The organism is Bacillus sp. REN10 (assembly GCF_016820555.1).
In the GTDB taxonomy this organism is placed as follows: Bacteria; Bacillota; Bacilli; order Bacillales; family Domibacillaceae; genus Bacillus_CE.
Window position 1 is genome coordinate 118438 of the sequence record NZ_JADHDW010000010.1, and the last position, 21748, is coordinate 140185.

A 21748-nucleotide genomic window follows, 5' to 3' on the forward strand; every position below is an offset into this window, starting at 1 on the left:
CGTTCACGTTACAAATTTAAGCTTTTTGTTCAAACAACTTGGCGATTTCAACGATGACGTTGACAGCTTTCTCCATATTATCGACTGAAGCATATTCGAAGCGGCCGTGAAAGTTCTCGCCGCCAGTGAAAATGTTCGGCGTCGGCAGTCCCATATAGGATAACTGGGAGCCGTCAGTACCGCCGCGAATCGGTTTCACGATGGGCTCAATGCCTAAGTTTTTCATTGCTTCATACGCGGTATCGACAATTTCCTTCACTGGTTCAATTTTTTCTCTCATATTGTAGTACTGGTCGTTCATTTCAAGAATGATGCGGTCTTCGCCATATGTTTCTTGCAAGTTTTTGACGATGTGAGTCATCTTGTCTTTTCTTGCTTGGAAGTGGGCTTTGTCGAAGTCGCGGATAATGTATTCCATTTCGGTTTGCTCCACATCGCCATTGATGGAAAGAAGGTGATAGAAGCCTTCGTAGCCTTCTGTGTATTCTGGCGCTTCCTCTGCTGGCAATTGCGCATGTAGCTCCATTGCGATTTTGGCGGAGTGAACCAATTTTCCTTTTGCTGTTCCAGGGTGAACATTTTTCCCTTTAATGGTGATCTTAGCTCCAGCGGCATTAAAACTTTCATACTCCAATTCACCGAGCGGCCCGCCATCAATTGTGTAGGCAAAGGCAGCATTAAAGGCATTGACATCGAATTTATGAGGCCCTCTGCCAATCTCTTCATCTGGAGTGAACGCCACACGAATTTTTCCATGCTTAATTTCTGGATGGTTAATTAAATAAGCCATCGCCGTCATGATTTCAGCTACGCCTGCTTTATTATCGGCACCGAGTAAAGTCGTTCCATTTGTTGTGACAAGCGTATGTCCTTTGTATTGTGATAATTCAGGGAATTCCTTTGGCGACAAGACGATTTGTAGCTCTTTGTTTAACACAATATCTTGTCCATCATAGTTGTCAACGATTTGAGGCTGGACGTTTGTGCCAGTAAAATCAGGCGTTGTATCCACATGGGCTAAAAATCCAATGACAGGAACATCTTTTTCCGTGTTAGCAGGCAGTGTGGCCATCACATACCCGTATTCATCGACCGTCACTTCTTGCATGCCAATTTCTTTTAACTCCTCTTCAAGCCTGCGAATTAACGTCCACTGCTTCTCGGTCGAAGGGGTTGTTGGACTATTTTCATCCGATTGGGTGTCTACTTTTACATAAGAAGTAAATCGTTTCAATAATTCATTTTTCACGATAGATACAGCTCCTTTGGAAATGTGTATCTTTTATTTTATCATAATTGATATTCAAGAAGTATTTAGTGAAGTTGGGTGGTTCAGGAAAGTAAAAAAGCAAGCATCATTTCCATGCTTGCTTGATCATTCTCATTTTTTCTTAATCGTAATCGTCCATTGGGCGTCGCCGCTTTGTTCGAAGTTAGTGACTTCGTGGCCTTCTTCCGCAGCCCAGCGCGGGATCGCTTCGGTTGCTTGCGTGCAGTCGAAATCGATGGTGAGTTCGTCGCCGCTAGCAAGCTCTGCTATTACTTCCTTTGCTTCGACTAATGGGAAGGGACAAACCATTCCGAGTACTTCTAATTTTTTTTGCATGATGTTTCCTCCTTAAGCCGTTTGCGTGCTTATTTTTATTTTTTTCGTCGCTTTTTGTCTTGGTCGAACGATGGTGAAGTAAGCGGCAGTCCACGTGCCGAGAATCATGAACGGTAAAGAAATCCAGCCTTGCCATGTGAATAGAGCCGTTTCGACTAAGCCGTTTCCGATTGAGCAACCGCCAGCGAGACTTGCGCCAAATCCCATTAAAATACCGCCAAATGCACTTTTGAGGCAAGTGCTGGCATCCGGTACTCGAAACCGGAATTCACCGCTTCCTTTAGCTGCAACATATGAGCCAATCAAAATCCCGAATACTAAAAATACGCCCCAGTTTAAAAAGGATGGATCTCCTGTTACGGCATATTGCAAAATATTCGCTGTTGGTGTTGTTACTCCAAGTCCAAACATTCTGCCTGTTGCTTCACTTAACGGCCAAGCAAGAATAGCAATGAGGCCAACGAGCGTTGCTGTGAAAAGAGGGTTCCACCGCTTTTCAAATAACAGATGGGCAAGCCCCGTTTTCTTAGGTTTCATTGTTGGAATTTTGATACTTGGTTTTGATAACTGCTTCCAAACTAATAAACCTGTAATACCAGCTAGAAGAGCCACGAGTATCCACGGAGAGATGCCTAATGTGCCGTAAATCGTTTGTGCTTCTACTTGTTGAGATTGGATCGAAGCAGTGACTGATTTCAGTGCTCCGCCTTTCATAATCGCACTTGAAACCATATACGTAGCGAGCGCAATCCAACTTCCAATTAGCCCTTCCCCAGCGCGGTACCATGTACCTGTCGCACAGCCTCCAGCGAAGATAATGCCAATTCCGAATACGAAGGCGCCGAAAATCGTGGCGAACCACATGAAGTTACCAAATTCAAATTGGATTACCCCGAATAAATGCAACAAATAGACGCCGATACTTTGAATGGAGATCGCTACTAAAAAAGCAACAAACATCCGATGATCTTTTGTTACATACATATCTCTAAATGCTCCAGTGACACAGAAACGTCCGCGCTGCATGACGAATCCGAGTAAACCGCCGCATAATAAACCTGTTAAAATCAGCTGAACCATATGAGCACCCCTTACTGAAATGTTTTGTAAAAGTAGTATAATCCTTTTAATCCGATAATTCAAGTGGGTATTAGCGGAAAAATAAAATTTTTGAATCGTTTGATTTTTAAGTAAGGTTAGTACAAGATAACAATGTAGGGTAAAGCATTAACATAGGACATAAATGGAGGATGCGACATGGATGAGCAACAGAAAAGGGAATTTCAACAACGTGTAGATGCAGTATTTGATGAAGAGGTCAGGAAAATACATGAGCAATTAGAACAAGATTTACTGATTGCTTTAGTCGGAGAAGTGAACGCCGGAAAGTCGTCAGCCATTAATAAAATTATTGGTAAAGATGTGGCGAAAACAAATCCTCAGCCTGGAGAGACCGTTAGCATTGATCCTTATAATTTAGCGGGATTGGAAAAGATTAAATTAATGGATACCCCAGGTTTAAATGATCCAAATGATGAAAACCCGAAGAAAACCGAAGCATTTATTAGCGAAGCGGATATCATTCTATTTTTCACGAATGCGGCAGGAACGGTTTTCTCCGATAGTGAAAAAGCAAAGTTTCGAGAGATTGCCGCTCATAATGAAAATATTTTGATTGTGTTGAACAAAATTGATGCAGCAGAGGATATAGATAGCCTAGTCGCGTTTATTAAGCAGCATGCAGGGAGTCAGTACGATGTCGTGCCGATTTCTTCTAAAACTGGGCAAAACATTGATGTGTTAAAGGATCGAATATTGACGTTGCTTGAAAAAAAGGGGAAAGACATCCTATTCGCAAAAAGTTTACAAGATAAAGCCGCTACGGCGAAGCGTTGGATTAATGCAGCAGGCGTATCAGCTGGCATCATCGGTGCCTCACCGATACCCGGATCGGATGTCATTCCTTTAACTGCTCTTCAAGTGGGGCTTACATTGAAGTTAGCTACTTTATATGACAAGTCACTGACGAAAAAGGCAGCGAAAGATTTAATCATTGTCACAGCTACAAAGACGGCTGGACAAGCCGCGTATAGACAAATTGTGAAGTTTATTCCAGGGGCTGGGTCCGTTGCCGGTGGGCTTGTTGCTTCATCTCTTACTCTCGCGCTAGGGTATGGAGTCAAATATGCTTATGAAAACGATTTGCCGATCGACGAGGAAATCATCTTTGAACTGTACAAAAAATATAGAAAACGTAAAGATTATAAACAGCAACCTGAAAGCTAAGGCGAGACCTTTACTGGTCTCGCCTTAGTTTTTAATGAATTTTCAGTTTAGAGATCTTTTGTTTCAGTTCATCGCCGGCTTCGTTTAGCTGTTCGGCTGCTTCAGCGATCGTAGCGATTGCTCGCAGCTGTTCTTCCATCGAAGCTGTGATTTCTTCGGTTGAAGCAGAAGATTGCTGGCTGATCGCTGCTATGTGCTCAATGGAGGTTAGTACTTCGTTTTTATGCGTCGCCATTACTTGCACTTCTTGATTGACTTCGTTAATAGATGAGATAATCTCATGAATAGAGTCGACAATCAGTTCAAAAGAGTATTTTGTATCCGATACAGCCTTTGTCTGCTCATCGCTCAAGAGTTGGCTTTGCTCAATTGCTTGAAGCGCTTGTTCTGATTCATTCATAATGCCCGTCAATGTTTGGCGCACATCTCCCGTAGCTTCGGAGGATTGTTCTGCTAATTTTCTCACTTCTTCAGCCACAACGGCAAATCCTTTTCCATGTTCTCCAGCTCTTGCGGCTTCGATGGAGGCATTTAAGGCTAAAAGATTGGTTTGATCGGAGATGGTATGAATCACAGACATAATGCTTTCAATTTCCTTCACTCTTGCTGATAAGCGATTCATGACTTCTAAAACGGTATGAGAAAGCTCGTTTGCTTCTTCTGACTTTATTTGCAAACTCGTCATTTGCGCTAAGCCAGATTGGCTCGCGTCGTTAGCTGCCTGGCTTTGGGTTGTCATTTTCTCATTTAACTCTTTAACCATTTCAATTTGTGTGGACAAATGGGCCACCTTCTTATTCGAGAGCTCTGCATCTTCCGCTTGCTTCGCTGTTCCGCTGGCAATTTCATCAATGGCGCTACCGATTTCTTGGCTAGAAGCGGAGGTTTCTTCTGATATTGCGCTTAAGTTTTGCGAGGAATCTCCTACTTGTTGAATGGAATGCTCAACGGTCGAGATGATTTCTCTCATATTCGCCGCCATCACATTAAAGTCGTTCGCTAAAGCACCGATTTCATCTTTATTCTTAATATGTAACGGTTCAACTGTTAAGTCTCCGTCAGCTAATCGGTTAACGTGCTGTGTCACTAAATGAAGAGGCTTTGATAAGGAATTGGTGAACCATATAATGACAGCAATACCGATAATCGTTGCTATCGCAATGGTTGCAGCAACAATGACTAGCACCTGATTCGCTCCGGCGTTAAAATCCATTTTATATGTACCAGCAGCGACAACCCAGCCCCAGTTCGGATCAAGTGCACTGTAGACGATTTTTTCTCCCGTTTTGTCCGGGTTGCTTGGCAGTTTCCATTCATATATCGTAAATCCGCCGCCATTTTGTGCTTTTTTAATCACTTCTTGAACGAAAAGTTTTCCGTTTGCATCTTTGACGTCCCAAGAATTATCCCCTTCATCTGAATAATGGACCACATCGATTCCTTGTTCGTTGAAAGCATTAAAATATCCGTGTTCTCCAAGGTCGATTGTATTTTTGATCTCTCGAATTCCATCTGCTTTTTTAGGTCCAATTAAATAAACCCTTGCTTGCTCCTGCGCCTCCTCTATCGTCATGCTCCCATCCTCTACTTTTTGATTGAGAGCATCGATGATTTGAAGCGCCATTTCCACTCCATTTTTTAATGTCTTCTCCCCAGTTGTATCTAGATTTTTTTTCGAACTAAAGTAGGCAGATGTTCCAATTACTAAGCTAGGGAGTAATAACAAAGTAATAGAAACAATCAGTAACTTCGCGCGAATCGTCTTATTGTTAAACATCATTCTCCTCCTAATGACCTGATGAAAAAATTCTGAATAGTTACTTTTTAACTATTATCGGTTATTAAGGTGAAATTTTCAATTGTTAATTATTAATTGCGTATAGTGATGGATTGTTGGGCAAAGTTCAAATCCATGAAAGAATCTGTTCCGTTCTCATCGTTTCCAAAACTCCTTTTATCTTTGCGTGTCCATATTAGATAACTTCAGTGAATATATGACAGCTGTCATCCGAAACTGTTTATTCCTGTGAATACCGAGATTGTTTTCTTAAAGCTAAAATGAGTGTACAAACGCAGGAAATGAGGGGAGAAAAGTGGAAGTTACAAGAAAAAGGATTCGCCTTCTTGATATTTTAAGAGGGTTTGCAGTGCTGGGAACGTTAGGGACGAATATTTGGATCTTTGCTTACCTAGGCGATTTGTCATATCTCTTTACAGTTGATCACAATGAATGGTGGGCTTCCTTTGATGACTTCATTCGGCTGTTTATTTTATTTTTAGCCAATGGCAAGTTGCTCGGATTGTTGACGATTATGTTTGGTGTCGGTTTAGAGATGAAATACCAGCAATCTTTGCGGAGGAAAACCGCTTGGCCAGGGATATATTTATGGACATCGCTGATTTTATGTATCGAGGGCTTGATCCATTTCATTTTAGTCATGGAGTACGATATTTTGATGAGCTATGGCGTGACTGCGATGATTGTTGCCTTCATTGTGAAGCGAGGAGATCGCGCGATCAAAAGAGCGATGATCGGGATGGGAAGCTTTCACGTCATCATGATTGTGCTGATATTGGTTAGTACGATATCTGCCAATTTACAAGGTGCCAATATTTCATTCGGAAATATGGAAGAGGCGGTTCAGCTGTATAAAGAAGGAAGTTGGCTTGCGCAAGTTCAATACCGAATCAACCACTTTATTTGGCTGCGAGGAGAAGCAATTTTTACGATTCCAATGAATATCTTTTTGTTTTTACTTGGGGTTACTTTGATGAGAAAAGGTGCGTTTTCTCCAGACCAAATAGGGAGAGTGTGGAGATCGCGCATGTTGAAGTGGGGACTTGTCGTTGGTGTGCCGCTAAATTTGCTGATTTTCGTGCCTGGCGGTGCCTTTGATTTTCCCGTTCGTTATTTGTTTGCACCGGTGTTATCGCTTGGCTATGTCGGACTGATTGCTTGGCTTGTGGAACGTCATCAGAGTTTTTGGCTATGGCATCGCCTTGAGCAAGCAGGGAAAATGTCGCTTACTTGTTATGTGCTGCAAAATATTTTGGGAACGACCATTTTTTACGGCTGGGGCGTAGGTCTTGGTGGAAAAGTAGAAGGGTTTGGTGTTGTGCTTATTTGGTTTTTGATCGTGATGTTTCAGCTTACTTTTGCTTCACTTTGGTTAAAGAAGTTTTCCTTTGGCCCGATGGAGATAGCACGTAAGTATGCTGTTCGCTTAATAAAGGTATAATTTTTGGAGGCAATATGTTGTGAGAAATAAAATATATCCGTCTGATCAAATGGAGAAATACTTGCTAATTGATGTCATTGTGATTGTTTTTTTGTTCTATCATATGGTGACGATTGAAAGTTTGATTGGTTTGACAGGGAATCTATTATTATTTATCTTGTTTTTATTTTCCTTTTATATGGGGCTCTGGCACCGAGATGGAAGGCTGCTAGGTGCCTGTTTATTAGGGTTCACCGTCATCGGTATCTTAAGTGTGCTGATGGACAGTTGGATGTTGCTTTACGGTACTATATTTGCTGACTTATTAGGGCGCTCCCGCTCGAAATGGCATATAGCTGTCGGGATGTTTGCAATTTTGGGGCTGTTTTTTACTGTACATGCGCTCATTGATGGCCATCCGGCAGCTTTTCTGCAAACCGTACAATTACCGATTATGATGATTCAATTAGCACTACCGATCGTTATTTTTGCTAAAGAGCAAGCGGAACAGTTGAAGCAAGAGCTAAGCGATACGAATGAACGCTTAATTCAAGAAGAGGAACGTCACCGAATTGCACGAGATCTTCATGATACGCTCGGGCAAACGTTAACGATGATTAAATTAAAAAGTGAATTAACGATGAAGCTGATGGAAAAAGATGTAGATCGGGCAAAGCAGGAGCTGACAGATATTCGGAATACATCGCGAACGGCACTGAAGCAGGTGCGAGAAATGGTGGAGACGATGAGATGGGTGTCATTAGATGAAGAGTTACAGTATGCGGAAAAAGCATTGGCTGCTGCAGGTGTGAACTTTGAAGTGAATAGACAGATCTCACATATATCTTTGTCAAAACTAAATGAAACGATGACAGCTTTATCCATTAGAGAGGCTGTGACGAATATTATGAAGCATAGTCAGGCGAGAGATTGTCAGTTAACGATTACAGATGCAGATGATTTTGTTTTAATCCGATTAATTGATAATGGTGTAGGACTACAACAAGCATCGGGTGGAAATGGTTTGTCATCCATGAAGGAACGAATGAAACTGGTCGGCGGACAGGCGGTTATTGAAGAAGGGGTAGACGGTGGTGTGGTCGTTACATTGAATATTCCAATTCAGAAAGAAAGGAAAGAAACAAGATGATACGAGTGGTTCTGGCGGAAGATCAAAAAATGTTAAGCGGTGCACTAGCCTCACTGTTAAAATTAGAAGAGGATATTGAAGTCGTTGCAGAGGCAGCAGACGGCAAACAAGCATTAGCAGCCATTGAATCAATGGAGCCAGATGTGTGTTTGCTTGATATTGAAATGCCTTATGTTACAGGGCTGGAAATAGCGGAGAGGTTACGAAGTGAAGATCATCCGTGCAAAATCATGATCGTCACCACGTTTACTCGTCCCGGCTACTTGCAAAAGGCAATGGATTTAACAGTTGAAGGATACTTGTTAAAGGACGAACCGATTGATTTTTTAATTGATGCGATTCGGAAAGTGATGAATGGCGAACGGGTCATCAGCACGGATCTGGCGGCAGCTCTTTTTATAAATGAAGCCAATCCTTTGACAGAAAGGGAGCAGGAAGTATTAAGACTGGTTGGATCGGGGATGACAACCAGACAAATCGCCAAGACATTGTTTCTAACTAATGGAACTGTCCGCAATTATTTATCCTCTGCGATTCAAAAGCTAGAAACAGATTCGAGACAACAGGCGGCGCGAATTGCGGAGGAGCAAGGGTGGATTTAGCAGGAAAATCATCCTTTTCAAAGCAGAATACAATAAAGAAATAGCCTTTATAGCCTTTGAACTCAAGGGCTATTTTTTTGATCAAACTATACAATTAAAGAGTCTCAAACCAAATTTAGTTAATAGTCGAAATATTGATTATTAACTTTTTTTAATTTATAACTTGACGAAACAATATAATTAATATAAATTAAGTTACGAAAAGTAATCAATTAATTATTATTTTCTAATATTCGAAAGGAGATTTTAAATATGACAAAGAAACATGAGTTAGGTGCACTTATTTTACGAGTAATTTTAGGTTTGACATTTTTCGTTCACGGGTTAGCGAAGTTCCAAGGCGGCATTGAGAATATAGCTGGCTGGTTTGACAGTATTGGGATTCCGAGCTTTATGGCGTACATTGTGGCTGCCATTGAATTAGTTGGCGGTGTGGCAATGATTTTAGGGCTAGGTACACGGATTATTGCTGGTCTTTTTGTGATCGTGATGATTGGAGCGATTTCAAAAGTAAAATTAGAGGCTGGGTTTATGGGAAATGGCGAAATGGCTGGTTATGAATTCGATTTAGCATTGCTAGCGATGTCTGTTTATCTTGTTATTGCAGGTAGCTCCCTTTATTCATTGGGACAATTAGTTCTTGGTAAAGATAACAGCAACAAATAAAAATGGGAGAGAAGGCATCCTACTTTGAGAGTGGGATGCTTTTTCTATGTTAAATAAAAGTAAATTTAAAGGATTTCCGGTATAAATTCCAGAAGTGATTCGTATACATATTTACATTGATTGTTTCATGTTCCCATTCAGAAAGGAGTTTGTAGTGGAATGGACGAGCAGTTGTTGTCATTAGCTTTTTCAGTGGAAGCGAATAGAGGGGTGTATGCGTTGCTGCTTGGTTCTGGCATCTCTTATGCAGCGGGAATCCCTACAGGGCGTGGCGTGTTGCGTGAGCTTTGTCGTCGAATGATGCAGGTGAGCGGTGACAATGAGGAAGATCCAATGGAGTGGTATGAGAAAAAGTATGGGAAAGCACCTTTATATAATGAAGTGATTGAAATATTGGCAAAAACATCGTCAGAACGTAACGGGCTACTAAAGGAGTTTTTTGAACCGACACCTGAAGAGATCAAGGAGCGGCAAAAAATCCCGACTGATGCCCATCATGCAATTGCCAAATTAGTTCAAAAAGGGTATGTAAAAGTGATTGTTACCACTAATTTTGATCGGCTATTAGAGCACGCCTTGGATGAACTCAGCATTCAGTATCAAACGGTGTATCATCAAACGGATATTGAAGGAATGAAACCGCTTGCTCATGCCCAATGTACCATTTTAAAAATTAACGGCGACTATCGTGATACTCGCTTTAAAAATGTAACGGATGAACTGGACCATTATTCGGAGTCGCTTGAAAGCATGATCCATCGGGTATTTGATGAGTACGGTGTCATTGTTTCTGGCTGGTCCGCCGAATGGGACACCGCTTTGCGGGATATTATTAAGTCTGTCAAAGGACGGCGCTATTCGTGGTACTGGCATGCCTTTACGGAAAACTTGACTCCCCACGCGGAGGAGCTCATTAAATTTCGTGATGCGTGCAAAATTGTTGATACGCGCGGGGCCGATCACTTTTTCACTGATTTGTATGAAAATGTGTCCAATATATCGAAAGTGAAGAGGATCAGTCCTGAGCATATTCAAATTAAAATGAAGCGGTTAAAAAGGTATATAACGGATGATCAAGAAATCGACTTGCGCGAAATGGTGACGGAGCATACAAAAGAGGTCGTGTCCTTTCTTGTACAACAAAAATATGATGGTCACATCACTCCAGAGTCTGTGATGGAAAAGATCGAAACGGTGAAGGAGCAAAGCCGAGCGTTATCGATGCTGCTCGCGGTCTTGTCCTACTATATGAAGAAAGAGGAGCAAGAAGCGCTTCTCATGCAAACGTTAGAGCGGCTGACAGGATCCAGACGACATCGTGGACAACCTCATCTGCTTAGCTTGCAACAAATGCCGCTTCAAGCTGCTCTGTACAGCGTCGGGATTGCGGCTGTGATGAAGAAAAATTATCATCTATTGAACCTACTTTTTACTCGTCCGAAAGTGCATGATCCGTACAGTCATCACCTTTCCTTTTTGAAGTATACTTCGCCTTCACAAGGGCTCGGGCGTTTATTTCACTATGTTTCTTCGGATAAAGCCTATCACTTACCGCTGGAAACTGTTTTTATTTATCCATATATGAAGAAAGTGTTTATCGATACGCAGCTCGCCTTTGATGAAGCGGAGTTTGAGCGTTATTATGACATCTTTGAATTGCTACGAGCGATTAAATACCGCCATAGCGGAGAAAGCGGCTATATGTGCGGACGTTTTGCTTTCAATAGCAACCGCGAGCATCTCATTCGCTTTTTAAAGGAAGGAAGAGGAGACTATACCTGGCCGGTGCTTGCTATTTGTGATGGAAGCAGAGAAGCTTTTTTGGTTGCTCTTGAGAAGCTCGCTAAAGATTTAGATGATAACGGTCATGGGTTGATCCAAGCTTATATTGGTAATTAGTAAAGAACCTGTTGCGAAGCAGGTTCTTTTTTAAGAAATTCTTAAGGTTTATCCCCACTTTTTATTAAGAACTGCTCGTTACAATAAGCTTAACGCACACATGATATACTTTCGAAAGGAGTGTGAGGGAAAATGAGCCAATATAATGTGTTAGTTGTCGATGATGAAAAAGAGATTCGCGATGCGATCGAAATATACTTGAAAAACGAAGGCATAACCGTCATCAAAGCGGAAGACGGCATCGATGCCATTGAAAAATTGAATGATTATCCGATCCATCTCATTATTTTGGACGTGATGATGCCACGACTCGATGGGATTGCAACCACCTTTAAAATTCGCGAGCAAAAAAATATCCCGATCATTATTCTTAGTGCCAAAAGTGAAGACACAGATAAAATTTTAGGTTTGCAAGTGGGAGCTGATGATTACGTCACCAAGCCGTTTAACCCGATGGAGCTAGTGGCGCGGGTAAAGTCGCAACTGCGCCGATATGTCAGGCTTGGCACATATGAAGGCGTGACGCCGGTCATTGATTTAAACGGCTTAACGCTTGATCAATCGGCGAAGGCAGTAGCTGTTAATGGGGAGGCCGTTAAATTGACGCCGACCGAGTACAAAATTGTGGAGTTACTTATGGTGAACGCTGGTCGTGTGTTTTCAATTAATGAAATTTATGAACGGGTATGGCAAGAGCCCGGGTATAATGCCGAAAATACAGTGGCCGTCCACATTCGTAAAATTAGAGAAAAAATAGAAATAGATCCAAAAAATCCAAGGTATTTAAAGGTGGTGTGGGGAATTGGATACAAAATGGAGAAGTAGTCTGAAGTTTATTGGTTGGCTCTTGTTATTTACATATGGATTAAGTGCGGTCATTGCTTTAGTGATTCATGGAAGCACGTATTTGAAAAAAGATTATTTTCATACGCCTCAATTTGAAGCCCAACTCGATGAATTTATTAATGGTTTGAATATGTATGAGTTGAATAGTTTAACAGCCGAAGAAGCGAAGAAAAGGATTACCGTCACGAAAGAAGAAATTGAAGAGTACCGCAATCGCTACGGGAGTTTATCTGAGCAAGTAACAACGATTAAAAAGCGGTATGCTGAGAGGATTCAAGAGGCTCTTTTAGCAGAAAATCAAGAAGTAGCCAAAATGTATGAAGAGGAAAGAGACGAGAAAATTAAAGATATTACGAATAACTTTAAGAGCGAGGATCATGTCCGCAAGAAGATTCAAGCGGAAAAAGAAAAGGCGATTGATGAGTTTTATGTGACACATCAAAATGAGCGTCGCTACTTTGGCGATTATGAGGAAGTCTTTAAATATTATTTGAAAAATACTTCTACAGGTGACGTGCATACGAATGTGAATTTATCAGATGATTCGCTTAGCGATGTATTTAATGACAAGGATATGCTACATGTTCGTAAATATGATTCGCCGAATTACTTAGAGTTTGATGATTCGTCTATGTATACAGATAAAAATTTAGTGTCCTTCACAACAGGTGAAATTGGTATGGAAACAGGAGGATATAATATAGAAATCCAGACCACCACAGGAGGTACTTATGAAGGAAGGATTGCTGTCACTAAGCATGTACGAGATTCTGCTCCGGTTATCACTGATTATTCTTATTTTAAGAGATCACAGAGAAACTTCGCTATATTTGTAATTAGTGGGTTGCTAGCGTTAGTCGTTAGTCTACTAATTAGCTGTAAAACGACAGTGATTCCATCTGCTATCAGTGAGAAATTTGGTCCTTATTATAATAAAGTGCCGATCGATATGAGTGTTGTTACTTTAATGATCACTACATCTATGACATTCATATTATTGGCTCGCTATTATAACTTTTATAATTATAGCAACCCCTTATATGTGATAACAGATGTGCTGTTTATCTTCCTTTTATCTGCTATCGCTACCGCGGTTGTACTCTTTCAAGCCAAGCTTTTATTGTTGCGTATAAAAGAAGGCCCAGGAATGGAAGCAGAGTGGAAGAATAGTTTGTTCATGAAAATCATCGAATTAGTGAAAAATGTCTTCGAAGTCCGCTCCGTGGGCGTGCAATTGTTTCTTTTGTTGTTGGTCTTGTTTTTTACTGGCTTAGGAGTCCCAATTGTAGTAATGGAATGGTGGGATGGCTATCCATCTTTATTGGTCACATACTTGGTGTTGTTTTCAATTATTACTATACCCACCCTTTTTTTACTATTTAAACGTACAGCTTATTTCAATCAAATTGTTCAATATACAGCGAGGGTGGCAGCTGGATATTCAGAACCTGATCTCCCAGTGAAAGGGAAATCTGTATTCGCGAAAATGGCCGAAGATATGAATCAGTTGAAGCAAGGAGTAAAGGCTTCGCAAAGAGAACAGGCGAAAAGCGAGCGGCTGAAAACGGAGCTAATCACGAATGTTAGCCATGACTTGCGCACACCGCTTACTTCGATTATTTCCTATACGGAGCTGTTGAAAACGCCGAATCTTGGCGAGGAAGAGCGTGCAGCCTATACCGAGATTATTGACCGTAAATCGAAACGGCTGAAAGTACTGATTGATGATTTATTTGAAGCTTCGAAAATGGCTAGTGGAAATGCGGAGTTGGTCAAAGAAAAAGCTGATCTTGTACAGCTTCTTCAGCAAGCATTAGCGGAGTACAGCGAAGCGATTGGTGAATCAGACTTGCATTTTCGAGTGACGAACCCCGATGAGCCTGTTTATGCTTATGTGGATGGTCAGAAAATCTGGCGTGTGTTTGATAACTTAATCGGCAACATTTTAAAATACTCGCTGGAAAATACGAGAGTCTACATTTCGATGAAAACGGAGGGAAGTCAAGCGGTGATTACCTTTAAAAATGTGACTAAATATGAACTTGGCGAAAACCTCGATGAATTATTTGAACGTTTCAAACGTGGTGACCGCTCTCGCCACACGGAAGGCTCAGGTCTGGGGCTTGCTATCGCCAAATCAATTATTGATCTACATGAAGGGCAGCTAGACATTGAGGTGGATGGCGACTTGTTTAAAGTTACTGTTTCACTAGATACGGCCTATTGATAAAAAAATCCCGCCTTTAGCGCGGGATTTTTTTATCAGCCAAACTCCGCTCTTCAAGATAGAAGATGCGAGGTTTTTCCGTAGGTTTTCTTAATTTTCTCTAAGGCTAGTTCGACGATCAATTCGTCGATGTCTTCAATTTGCTCTAGCAAGGCTGGCCACATGTCGGATGAGAGTTCTTTTCCGTGTAATGAAACCCAGTGAACAAGGTCGGATGCTGCTTCGGCTGAGAGTCCAAGAGCTGAGCGGAGAAGGGCTCTTCTATAGTAAGGTTCTGCTATGAAAGCATTTAATGAGATTGCTTTGCTGTATTGTGCGAGAGCCTCTGTGTCTTTTCCGAGAGATTCACAGATGAGTCCAAGCGTGTGAAAGCCATAAGGGTTATCCGGCATGTTTTCTGTGAAATATTGTAGATCAGCAAAGGCGTCCTCTGAATGCCCCATGTGCAAATGAATGATCCCTCTCAAGTGGAAAAGAGCAAAGTAGTCAGGAGCTATGTCAATCGATTTGCTGCAATCCTCTAGTGCTTCTGGTAGCTTTTCTTGAGATAATCGGCAGCGAGCGCGCTTTTCATAGAGAATGGCTGCGTCAGGTTCTTTCTCAATGCCTTTAGTAAAAATAGCCTCGGCCTGATCTAAGTATCCCATGCCTAGTAAAACCATTCCTTGGTCTAAATCAAATGCACTTGACTCCATCAATTGAGGGTTTTCTTCAAGGGCTAGTTTTAAATCATCATATGCTTGTTCGAACTTTCCTTGTTGATAACGAGTGAAACTTCTTTCTCGATAAAGATGATCTTTTTCATCTTCTTCTTTGGAGATAGCTGTCGTATAATCGGATTCCGCCTTCTCCCATCTATCCAGCTTTTCATAAAGCTGAGCTCTCAATCTGTAGACAGAAGCTGCCTCACAGTCCAGCTCGACTAACTGATGACAGTAGGTGAGAGCTTGGCGATAATCTCCCATAAAATAATAGACACGACTAAGCCAATAATAAGGATTAGGATTTTCTTCGTCTAACTGGCTTGCCTTTTGAAAATCAGGGATACTTTCTTCATATTTTTCCTGCTCAAAGAAAAGAATCCCTCTGTCCATATGCAGACTAAAATGATTCGGATATCGTTTTAGTGCTTCATCCATCATTTGCTGCGCTTTTTCATGGTTACCTGTCGCGTTTAACAAATGTGCATAATCCGGCAGAAAATCAAAGCCCCTTTTAATAATCGATTGGAGAGTACGGAAGGCGTCTGTAGAGTAACGCGCTCTTTCCCAGTACAATTGCTGTGCTTCCTCTTCTTCTTTTTCTTGAAAGAAATGAACAAGCTGAATGGCTTTTTCCATCGCTTCTAATGCGGATTCTAGCTCTCCTTTTTCTTCATAGGCTTTCGCCAGTCGGTAATAAAACATCGGGATGGCATTCTCTTCTTTCTTAAGGGCATTTTGAAAGGCCTCTAGCGCTTCATCAGCAACACCGTTGTCCAACAGGACACAACCGAATTCATACCAAGAGGAATTGACTTGATCATATCCGAGTGCTTCCTCTCTCTTAATGGCTTCTCTATAGTCTTGTAGCGCTAGATCCATCTCACCTAAGTCCTGGTGCAGTAGTGCTCTTGTGTAATAATACCAATAATAATCATTATCCAGCTCGATCGCCCGATTTAAAAATGGAAGCGCTTCTTCGTCACGGTCCATCTCTCTGAAGATATGTCCCGTCATTCCATGCAAATAATCATCGTCTGGAAAAGCGAGGCGTCCCTCTTCTAAAATGTCAATGGCTTGATCTCCTTGCCCTAAATAATGCAAGTGCTCAGCATAGAGCGCAAAGTCTTTCGGTTGAAAAGACTGAGTATTTGCCAGGGAATAATAGTAAACGACCATTTGGTTGTTACCGACGTCTCGCATCGCTCGGGCTTTCTCTATATAAAATTCATCGATAGTAAAATCATTTGGATAATGCTCCATCGCTTCATTGATGGCTTGTTGAGCTTCTTTTTGTCTGCCCATTAGATATAATAAATGCGCGTAGTCGGGCAGAAAATCAAACTTGGCTTGAATGATCGATTGGAAAGTGTCAACGGCATGTACAGAGTAGCGGGCTCTTTGCCAATATAACTGCTGAACTGCAGCCTCCCCTTTTTGTTGGAAGAAACGGAGAAGTTCAATGGCTTTTTCCATCGCTTCTAGTGCGGCTTCCAGCTCTCCTTTTGCTTCATAGGCTTTTGCCAGTCGGTAATAAAACATCGGAATGGCATTCTCTTCTTTCTTAAGGGCGTTTTGGAACGCCTCTAACGCTTCGTCAACAAAGTCATGGTCTAACAAAACACAACCGAATTCATACCAAGAAGAATTGACTTGATCATAATCAAGCTCTTCTTCTCTTTTAATCGCTTCTCTATAATCCTGTAGGGCTAGTTCAATTTCACCTAAGTTTTGGTGAATCAGCGCTCTTGTATAATAATACCAATAATAATCATCATCCATCTCGATCGCTCGATTTAAAAATGGGAGTGCTTCTTCGTTCCGATCCAGCTCTCTTAAGATATAGCCTGTCATTCCATGCAAATAATCATCGTCCGGAAAAGCAAGGCGTCCATCTTCTAAGATGTCAATGCTTTGATCTCCCTGTCCTAAGTAATGCAAGTGCTCAGCATAGAGCGCAAAGTCTTTCGGTTGAAAAGACTGAGTATTTGCCTGGGAATAATAGTGAACGACCATTTGATTGTTACCGATGTCTCGCATCGCTCGGGCTTTCTCTATATAAAATTCATCAATCGTAAAATCATTTGGATAACGCTCCATCGCTTCATTGATGGCTTGTTGAGCTTCTTTTTGTCTGCCTGTTATATATAATAAATGCGCGTAGTCGGACAGGAAACCGAACTTGGCTTGAATGATCGATTGCAAAGTGTCAACGGCATGCACAGAGTAGCGGGCTCTTTGCCAATATAGCTGTTGAACCTCACTCTCATCTTTCTCTTGAAAGACGTTGACGAGTTCGATGGCTTTTTCCATCGCTTCTAGTGCGGCTTCCAGCTCTCCTTTTGCTTCATAGGCTTTCGCCAGTCGGTAATAAAACATCGGGATGGCATTCTCTTCTTTCTTAAGGGCATTTTGAAATGCCTCTAACGCTTCATCGACAAATTCATGGTCTAACAAAACACAACCGAATTCATACCAAGAAGAATTGACTTGATCATAATCAAGCTCTTCTTCTCTTTTAATCGATTCTCTATAATCCTGTAGGGCTAATTCAATTTCACCTAAATTTTGGTGAATGAGCGCTCTTATATAATAATACCAATAATAATCATCATTCATCTCGATCGCTCGATTTAGAAATGGGAGTGCTTCTTCGTCCCGATCCGACTCTCTTAAGATGTAGCCTGTCATTCCATGCAAATAAGCATCGTCTGGAAAAGCGAGGCGTCCCTCTTCTAAAATGTCAATGGCTTGATCTACTTGCCCTAAGTAATGCAAGTGCTCAGCATAGAGCGCAAAGTCTTTCGCTTGAAAAGATTGGGTGTTGGCTCGGGAATAATAGTGAACGACCATTTGACTGTTACCGGCGTCTCGCATCGCTCGTGCTTTCTTTATGTAATAATTGTCTTTTATACTTTTAAATATCATGTTTGTCCTGTTCCTTTTAGTGTTTTTTTTGAAAAGAGTACATACTGACTTAATCTACCCTTTTTACCAATGATATCAAAATTTTGATCGTAAAGTCACTCAGTTTGTTAATCACTCTTTATTATAATCTGAATTTAAAGATTTTTTTCTGTAAAAAAGTATTGCATAATAAGAAAGGACTCAAAAAATTTGCAAAAGGGGAATCATTGATGAAGCTCACTTACAAAGGGAAGACAAAAGATGTCTATGCACTTGAGGATGGAAACTATCTATTGAAATTTAAAGATGATGTCACAGGGGAAAATGGTGTGTTTGATCCAGGAGCGAATACGGTTGGCTTAACGATTGAAGGAGCAGGCCGTGCAGGACTTCGTTTAACAAAATACTTTTTTGAAGTTTTACAAGAAAAAGAGATTCCTACTCATTATGTCGACGCCAATATTGAAGAAGCGACGATGACGGTGAAGCCAGCGACTGTATTTGGCCAAGGGCTAGAAGTGATCTGCCGTTTCCGGGCAGTGGGGAGTTTCCTGCGCCGCTATGGCATGTATGCAGAAGAAGGCCAAGCATTAGATGCTTTCGTTGAAGTAACATTAAAGGATGATGAGCGCCAAGACCCGCCAATTACAGAAGATGCTCTTGATATGTTAGGCATTTTAACAACAGAAGAATATGCCGTATTGAAAGAGTTAACACAAAAAATCGCTCACACAGTGAAAGAGGAGTTAGCGAAGAAAGAAATCGAGTTATATGACATTAAATTTGAGTTTGGTCGCTTAGCAGACGGACAAATCGTCTTAATTGATGAGATTTCTGGCGGTAACATGCGCGCGTACAAGCATGGTGAATATATCGAGCCATTGCAGTTAGAGCAAATGATGTTAGCGAACTAATTCAGTGAGGGTGCCATCTAGTGGCACCTTTTTTGTATGGAAGAATCGTTATCCTCTTGAGTCTATTCAATGATCTATATTATCGGCAACATACTCATACTAGTAAAAAATTCATTCGAAGCTAGTTTTCGTCTCCCCCGTTTGAAGGGTATAATGATAAAAAAACTCATGGAGAGATATGATGGAACGCGAATTAGAAGAAAAATACGACATTATGGATGTGAGTTTGCTGGCGGGGAAAATGATGCTTGAAAGTGGCGCTGAGACGTATCGAGTGGAGGATACGATGATGAGGATTGCGACATCGTTTGGCATTAAAGAATCTCATTGCTATGTGACGCCGACGGGAATTATGTTTTCGATTGAGACGCAAGAGCCGACGAAAACAAAGTTAATTCGTATTTCGGAAAGAACCGTAGATTTACAAAAGGTTTGTATGGTGAACAGCATTTCAAGAAAAATTAGTGCTGGTGAAATGACAGTGGAACAAGCGTATCAAGAATTAAAGAGTTTACAACAAGTTAAAATGGCTTTTTCGCTTCCGATACGAATTATGGCTGCCTTTATTTCAAGTGGCTGTTTCTTAATGATGTTTCAAGGGACATGGTATGATTTTGTGCCAACGATGATTACTGGAGCAGTTGGGTTTGCCGCAGTGATTTATTTACACCGGCTTGTGCCGATTAGGTTTTTTTCGGAATTTACCGCGGCCGTTATTATTGGATTGCTTTCGTATTTTTTCGTCTGGATGGGAGTTGGAAAGGAACTGGATAAAATTATTATCGGTTCAGTGATGCCGCTTGTCCCTGGTTTGTTGATTACGAATGCGGTGCGTGATTTAATGGCGGGGCATTTAATTTCAGGTTTAGCGAGAGGAGCGGAAGCGTTTCTAACGGCTTTTGCGATTGGTACAGGGATCGCTGTTGTGGTCACTTTTTTTCAGAATGGAGGAATTTAAATGGACATTGTTTTGCAGCTAGTCACAAGCTTTATTGCTGCCGCGGCTTTTGGCATTATTTTCAACGCGCCGAAAGAATCACTAGTCACAAGCGGATTTGTTGGGATGATTGGTTGGATGGTCTATTACCTGTTTTGGAAACAAGGAGTCAACGCGGTGCTCTCTACCGGGATATCCGCTTTTATGATCGCCATTATTAGCCACATTTATGCTAAGCGATATAAAATGCCAATTATTATTTTTACAGTTGCAGGCATTATCCCACTTGTACCCGGCGGAATTTCCTACAATGCGATGCGCAGCTTTGTCCAAAATGATTATAACATGGCCTTGACGCTAGCAGCGAAAGCATTCATGATTTCAGGAGCGATTGCGATGGGGCTGATTGTTTCAGAGGTGCTGCGAACAATTCCGAACGTCAGACGACAGAGAAATCAATCAAAATGATCACATACTTTAAAGAGGCTGAGATAAAAGACATAGCCTCTCTTTTATTATATGTAAATAATGAGTATATTTACCTTATTTACTCACATTTTACTTTTAGTTGTAAAAAAATCCTTCGCTCAATATAATTGTAGAGATAAAATGAAACTTCAATCAGTAGAGGTCTTACAGCTCGTTAATGTGAGATAAATGGAAGAGTAACCGTTTAGAAGGGAGGGGAAGAGATGCGAGAGGAGAGTTTATATACGCCAAGTTTGTCAGAAGGAACGGCTAGGCAAACAAAAAGCTACAACATTGGAGGGTTATTTATTGTTGCCTTTTTCGGTGGCGTGTTTGCCATGACTGTACTTGGATTGCGGAATGCAAAATGGCTGTTAATTGAGAAAAAACATTTTCAAGGGCTAGTGGCTGCGAGTGTGATCGCTTTATTGTTGAAGTTGTCCATCGTATACGCCATTTCGCACGGGATGCTCGGTGGCGGTGAAGCTTTAATAAGAGCTGTCGGAAAAGGTAGTGGGATTCTTTTATATTTTATTTATTATTTTGTGCTGAAAAGAGCGTTCAATGATCATTTAGCCCTTGGAGGAGAGATCCGACCATTAGTAAGAGACGGGATTATATGGGTCGTGATCTCAGCGTTTCTTGAAGGTGGCCTAGTCCTTTTCGTTGCTAGTTTAACATAATCCGAGAGAAGTCCTCTTCCTCAAGGAGCGTGAAGGGCACAGCCCAGCGAGTAGGGAGGGGATGAATCGCGGTTCGGCACAGCCGAAAAGTGTTGGGTAGAGGACCTTCCGAACTTTGTCGAAAGAAAAAAGGATGACATTTTCCATTTGTTCTTGATGGGAACATACATTCTTTTTATAATGATGACAAAGGAGGGAATGGGATGTATCGCACGTTGAAAACAAGCTTTACCGCGTCAGTGTCCACGCTTCAACAGTTATTTCACCTACGTCGGATTTGCGGAACGATTTGGAATGACTGCGTGCAGCTCGCCCGGTATTATTATCGAATTCACGGCACATGGATCAACAAAAGTGACCTTCAATCGGAACTCAAAGGTTTGTATCCGCTTCACAGTCAGACGATCCAAGCGGTGTGCCACAAGTTTTTGCATGCCCGAGAAGGCGTCCGCCAAGCGCGGAAAACGAACAAGTCCATTCGGTATCCATACAAAGAAAAGTTCGTGTTTCCTCCCAAATGGGTCGACAAATCCTTCGTGTTAAAAGGACAGAAGTTGATCCTGAGCTTAGGAAGATGGCAAGGGAAACAGCAGGCACCGCTCGTGTTGAAGCTTTCGTCAGTCCCAAATGGCTTAGTC

At 41.5% G+C, this 21748-nt stretch carries 17 protein-coding genes and 2 pseudogenes; 13 read left to right on the forward strand and 6 right to left on the reverse strand.

The window, feature by feature from the left end:
- Positions 1-16: 16 nt before the first annotated feature.
- From pepT to IRB43_RS13825, 3 genes are all read right to left on the reverse strand, one after another.
- On the reverse strand, positions 17-1249 hold the full coding sequence (pepT, locus tag IRB43_RS13815) for a peptidase T (protein WP_203364074.1): 1233 nt from the start codon (positions 1247-1249) through the stop codon (positions 17-19).
- A gap of 132 nt (positions 1250-1381) precedes the next feature.
- A complete protein-coding gene (locus tag IRB43_RS13820) occupies positions 1382-1606 on the reverse strand; it encodes a sulfurtransferase TusA family protein (protein ID WP_203364075.1) in 225 nt (74 codons plus the stop codon).
- Between the two features lie 12 nt (positions 1607-1618).
- Positions 1619-2686, reverse strand: a complete 1068-nt coding sequence (locus tag IRB43_RS13825) for a YeeE/YedE family protein (protein WP_203364076.1) — start codon at positions 2684-2686, stop codon at positions 1619-1621.
- A gap of 177 nt (positions 2687-2863) precedes the next feature.
- Here IRB43_RS13825 and IRB43_RS13830 point away from each other — a divergent pair, with 177 nt between their 5' ends.
- Complete coding sequence (locus IRB43_RS13830) at positions 2864-3892, forward strand: GTPase (protein ID WP_203364077.1); 1029 nt, start codon at positions 2864-2866, stop codon at positions 3890-3892.
- A 31-nt stretch (positions 3893-3923) separates the two neighbouring features.
- Here IRB43_RS13830 and IRB43_RS18295 read toward each other — a convergent pair whose 3' ends face one another.
- Both IRB43_RS18295 and IRB43_RS18300 read right to left on the reverse strand, forming a co-directional pair.
- A complete protein-coding gene (locus IRB43_RS18295; RefSeq protein WP_481748154.1) occupies positions 3924-4514 on the reverse strand; it encodes a methyl-accepting chemotaxis protein in 591 nt (196 codons plus the stop codon).
- Positions 4515-4865: 351 nt separating this feature from the next.
- Positions 4866-5672, reverse strand: a pseudogene (locus tag IRB43_RS18300) (cache domain-containing protein); the annotation flags it as partial.
- Between the two features lie 313 nt (positions 5673-5985).
- On the opposite strand from IRB43_RS18300, the gene IRB43_RS13840 reads away from it, so the two are divergent.
- The 7 genes from IRB43_RS13840 to IRB43_RS13870 all read left to right on the forward strand — a co-directional run bounded on the left by IRB43_RS13840 (position 5986) and on the right by IRB43_RS13870 (position 14500).
- Positions 5986-7131: a DUF418 domain-containing protein gene (locus IRB43_RS13840; RefSeq protein ID WP_203364079.1), complete on the forward strand. Its 1146-nt coding sequence runs from the start codon at positions 5986-5988 to the stop codon at positions 7129-7131.
- A 19-nt stretch (positions 7132-7150) separates the two neighbouring features.
- Positions 7151-8260, forward strand: coding sequence for a histidine kinase (locus IRB43_RS18095; RefSeq protein WP_203364080.1), 1110 nt, complete (start codon positions 7151-7153; stop codon positions 8258-8260).
- Entirely contained in the window at positions 8257-8862 is a 606-nt protein-coding gene (locus IRB43_RS13850) for a response regulator transcription factor (protein WP_203364081.1), read from the forward strand. Before IRB43_RS18095 ends, IRB43_RS13850 begins: the two co-directional genes overlap by 4 nt.
- A 252-nt stretch (positions 8863-9114) precedes the next feature.
- The gene (locus tag IRB43_RS13855) at positions 9115-9528 is read left to right on the forward strand and encodes a DoxX family protein (protein WP_203364082.1); all 414 of its coding nucleotides are present in this window, start codon (positions 9115-9117) and stop codon (positions 9526-9528) included.
- Between the two features lie 159 nt (positions 9529-9687).
- Positions 9688-11427 (forward strand): SIR2 family protein, encoded by a 1740-nt coding sequence (locus tag IRB43_RS13860; RefSeq protein WP_203364083.1) that lies wholly within the window; start codon positions 9688-9690, stop codon positions 11425-11427.
- Between the two features lie 132 nt (positions 11428-11559).
- On the forward strand, positions 11560-12252 hold the full coding sequence (locus IRB43_RS13865; RefSeq protein WP_203364084.1) for a response regulator transcription factor: 693 nt from the start codon (positions 11560-11562) through the stop codon (positions 12250-12252).
- Complete coding sequence (locus tag IRB43_RS13870; protein WP_203364085.1) at positions 12230-14500, forward strand: sensor histidine kinase; 2271 nt, start codon at positions 12230-12232, stop codon at positions 14498-14500. Before IRB43_RS13865 ends, IRB43_RS13870 begins: the two co-directional genes overlap by 23 nt.
- 53 nt (positions 14501-14553) lie before the next feature.
- On the opposite strand, the gene IRB43_RS13875 is transcribed toward IRB43_RS13870, so the two are convergent.
- Positions 14554-18129 (reverse strand): tetratricopeptide repeat protein, encoded by a 3576-nt coding sequence (locus IRB43_RS13875; protein ID WP_203364086.1) that lies wholly within the window; start codon positions 18127-18129, stop codon positions 14554-14556.
- A gap of 209 nt (positions 18130-18338) precedes the next feature.
- Between IRB43_RS13875 and IRB43_RS13880 the strand changes: the two genes are divergently transcribed.
- From IRB43_RS13880 to IRB43_RS13900, 5 genes and pseudogenes are all read left to right on the forward strand, one after another.
- Positions 18339-19022 carry a phosphoribosylaminoimidazolesuccinocarboxamide synthase gene (locus IRB43_RS13880; protein ID WP_203364087.1) on the forward strand — a complete coding sequence of 228 codons (684 nt, stop codon included), beginning with the start codon at positions 18339-18341 and terminating at the stop codon, positions 19020-19022.
- A gap of 181 nt (positions 19023-19203) precedes the next feature.
- On the forward strand, positions 19204-19980 hold the full coding sequence (locus tag IRB43_RS13885) for a threonine/serine exporter family protein (protein ID WP_203364088.1): 777 nt from the start codon (positions 19204-19206) through the stop codon (positions 19978-19980).
- Entirely contained in the window at positions 19981-20427 is a 447-nt protein-coding gene (locus IRB43_RS13890) for a threonine/serine exporter family protein (RefSeq protein WP_203364089.1), read from the forward strand.
- Positions 20428-20651: 224 nt separating this feature from the next.
- Positions 20652-21110, forward strand: a complete 459-nt coding sequence (locus tag IRB43_RS13895; RefSeq protein ID WP_203364090.1) for a hypothetical protein — start codon at positions 20652-20654, stop codon at positions 21108-21110.
- A gap of 203 nt (positions 21111-21313) precedes the next feature.
- Positions 21314-21748: pseudogene (locus tag IRB43_RS13900) on the forward strand (RNA-guided endonuclease InsQ/TnpB family protein); the annotation flags it as partial.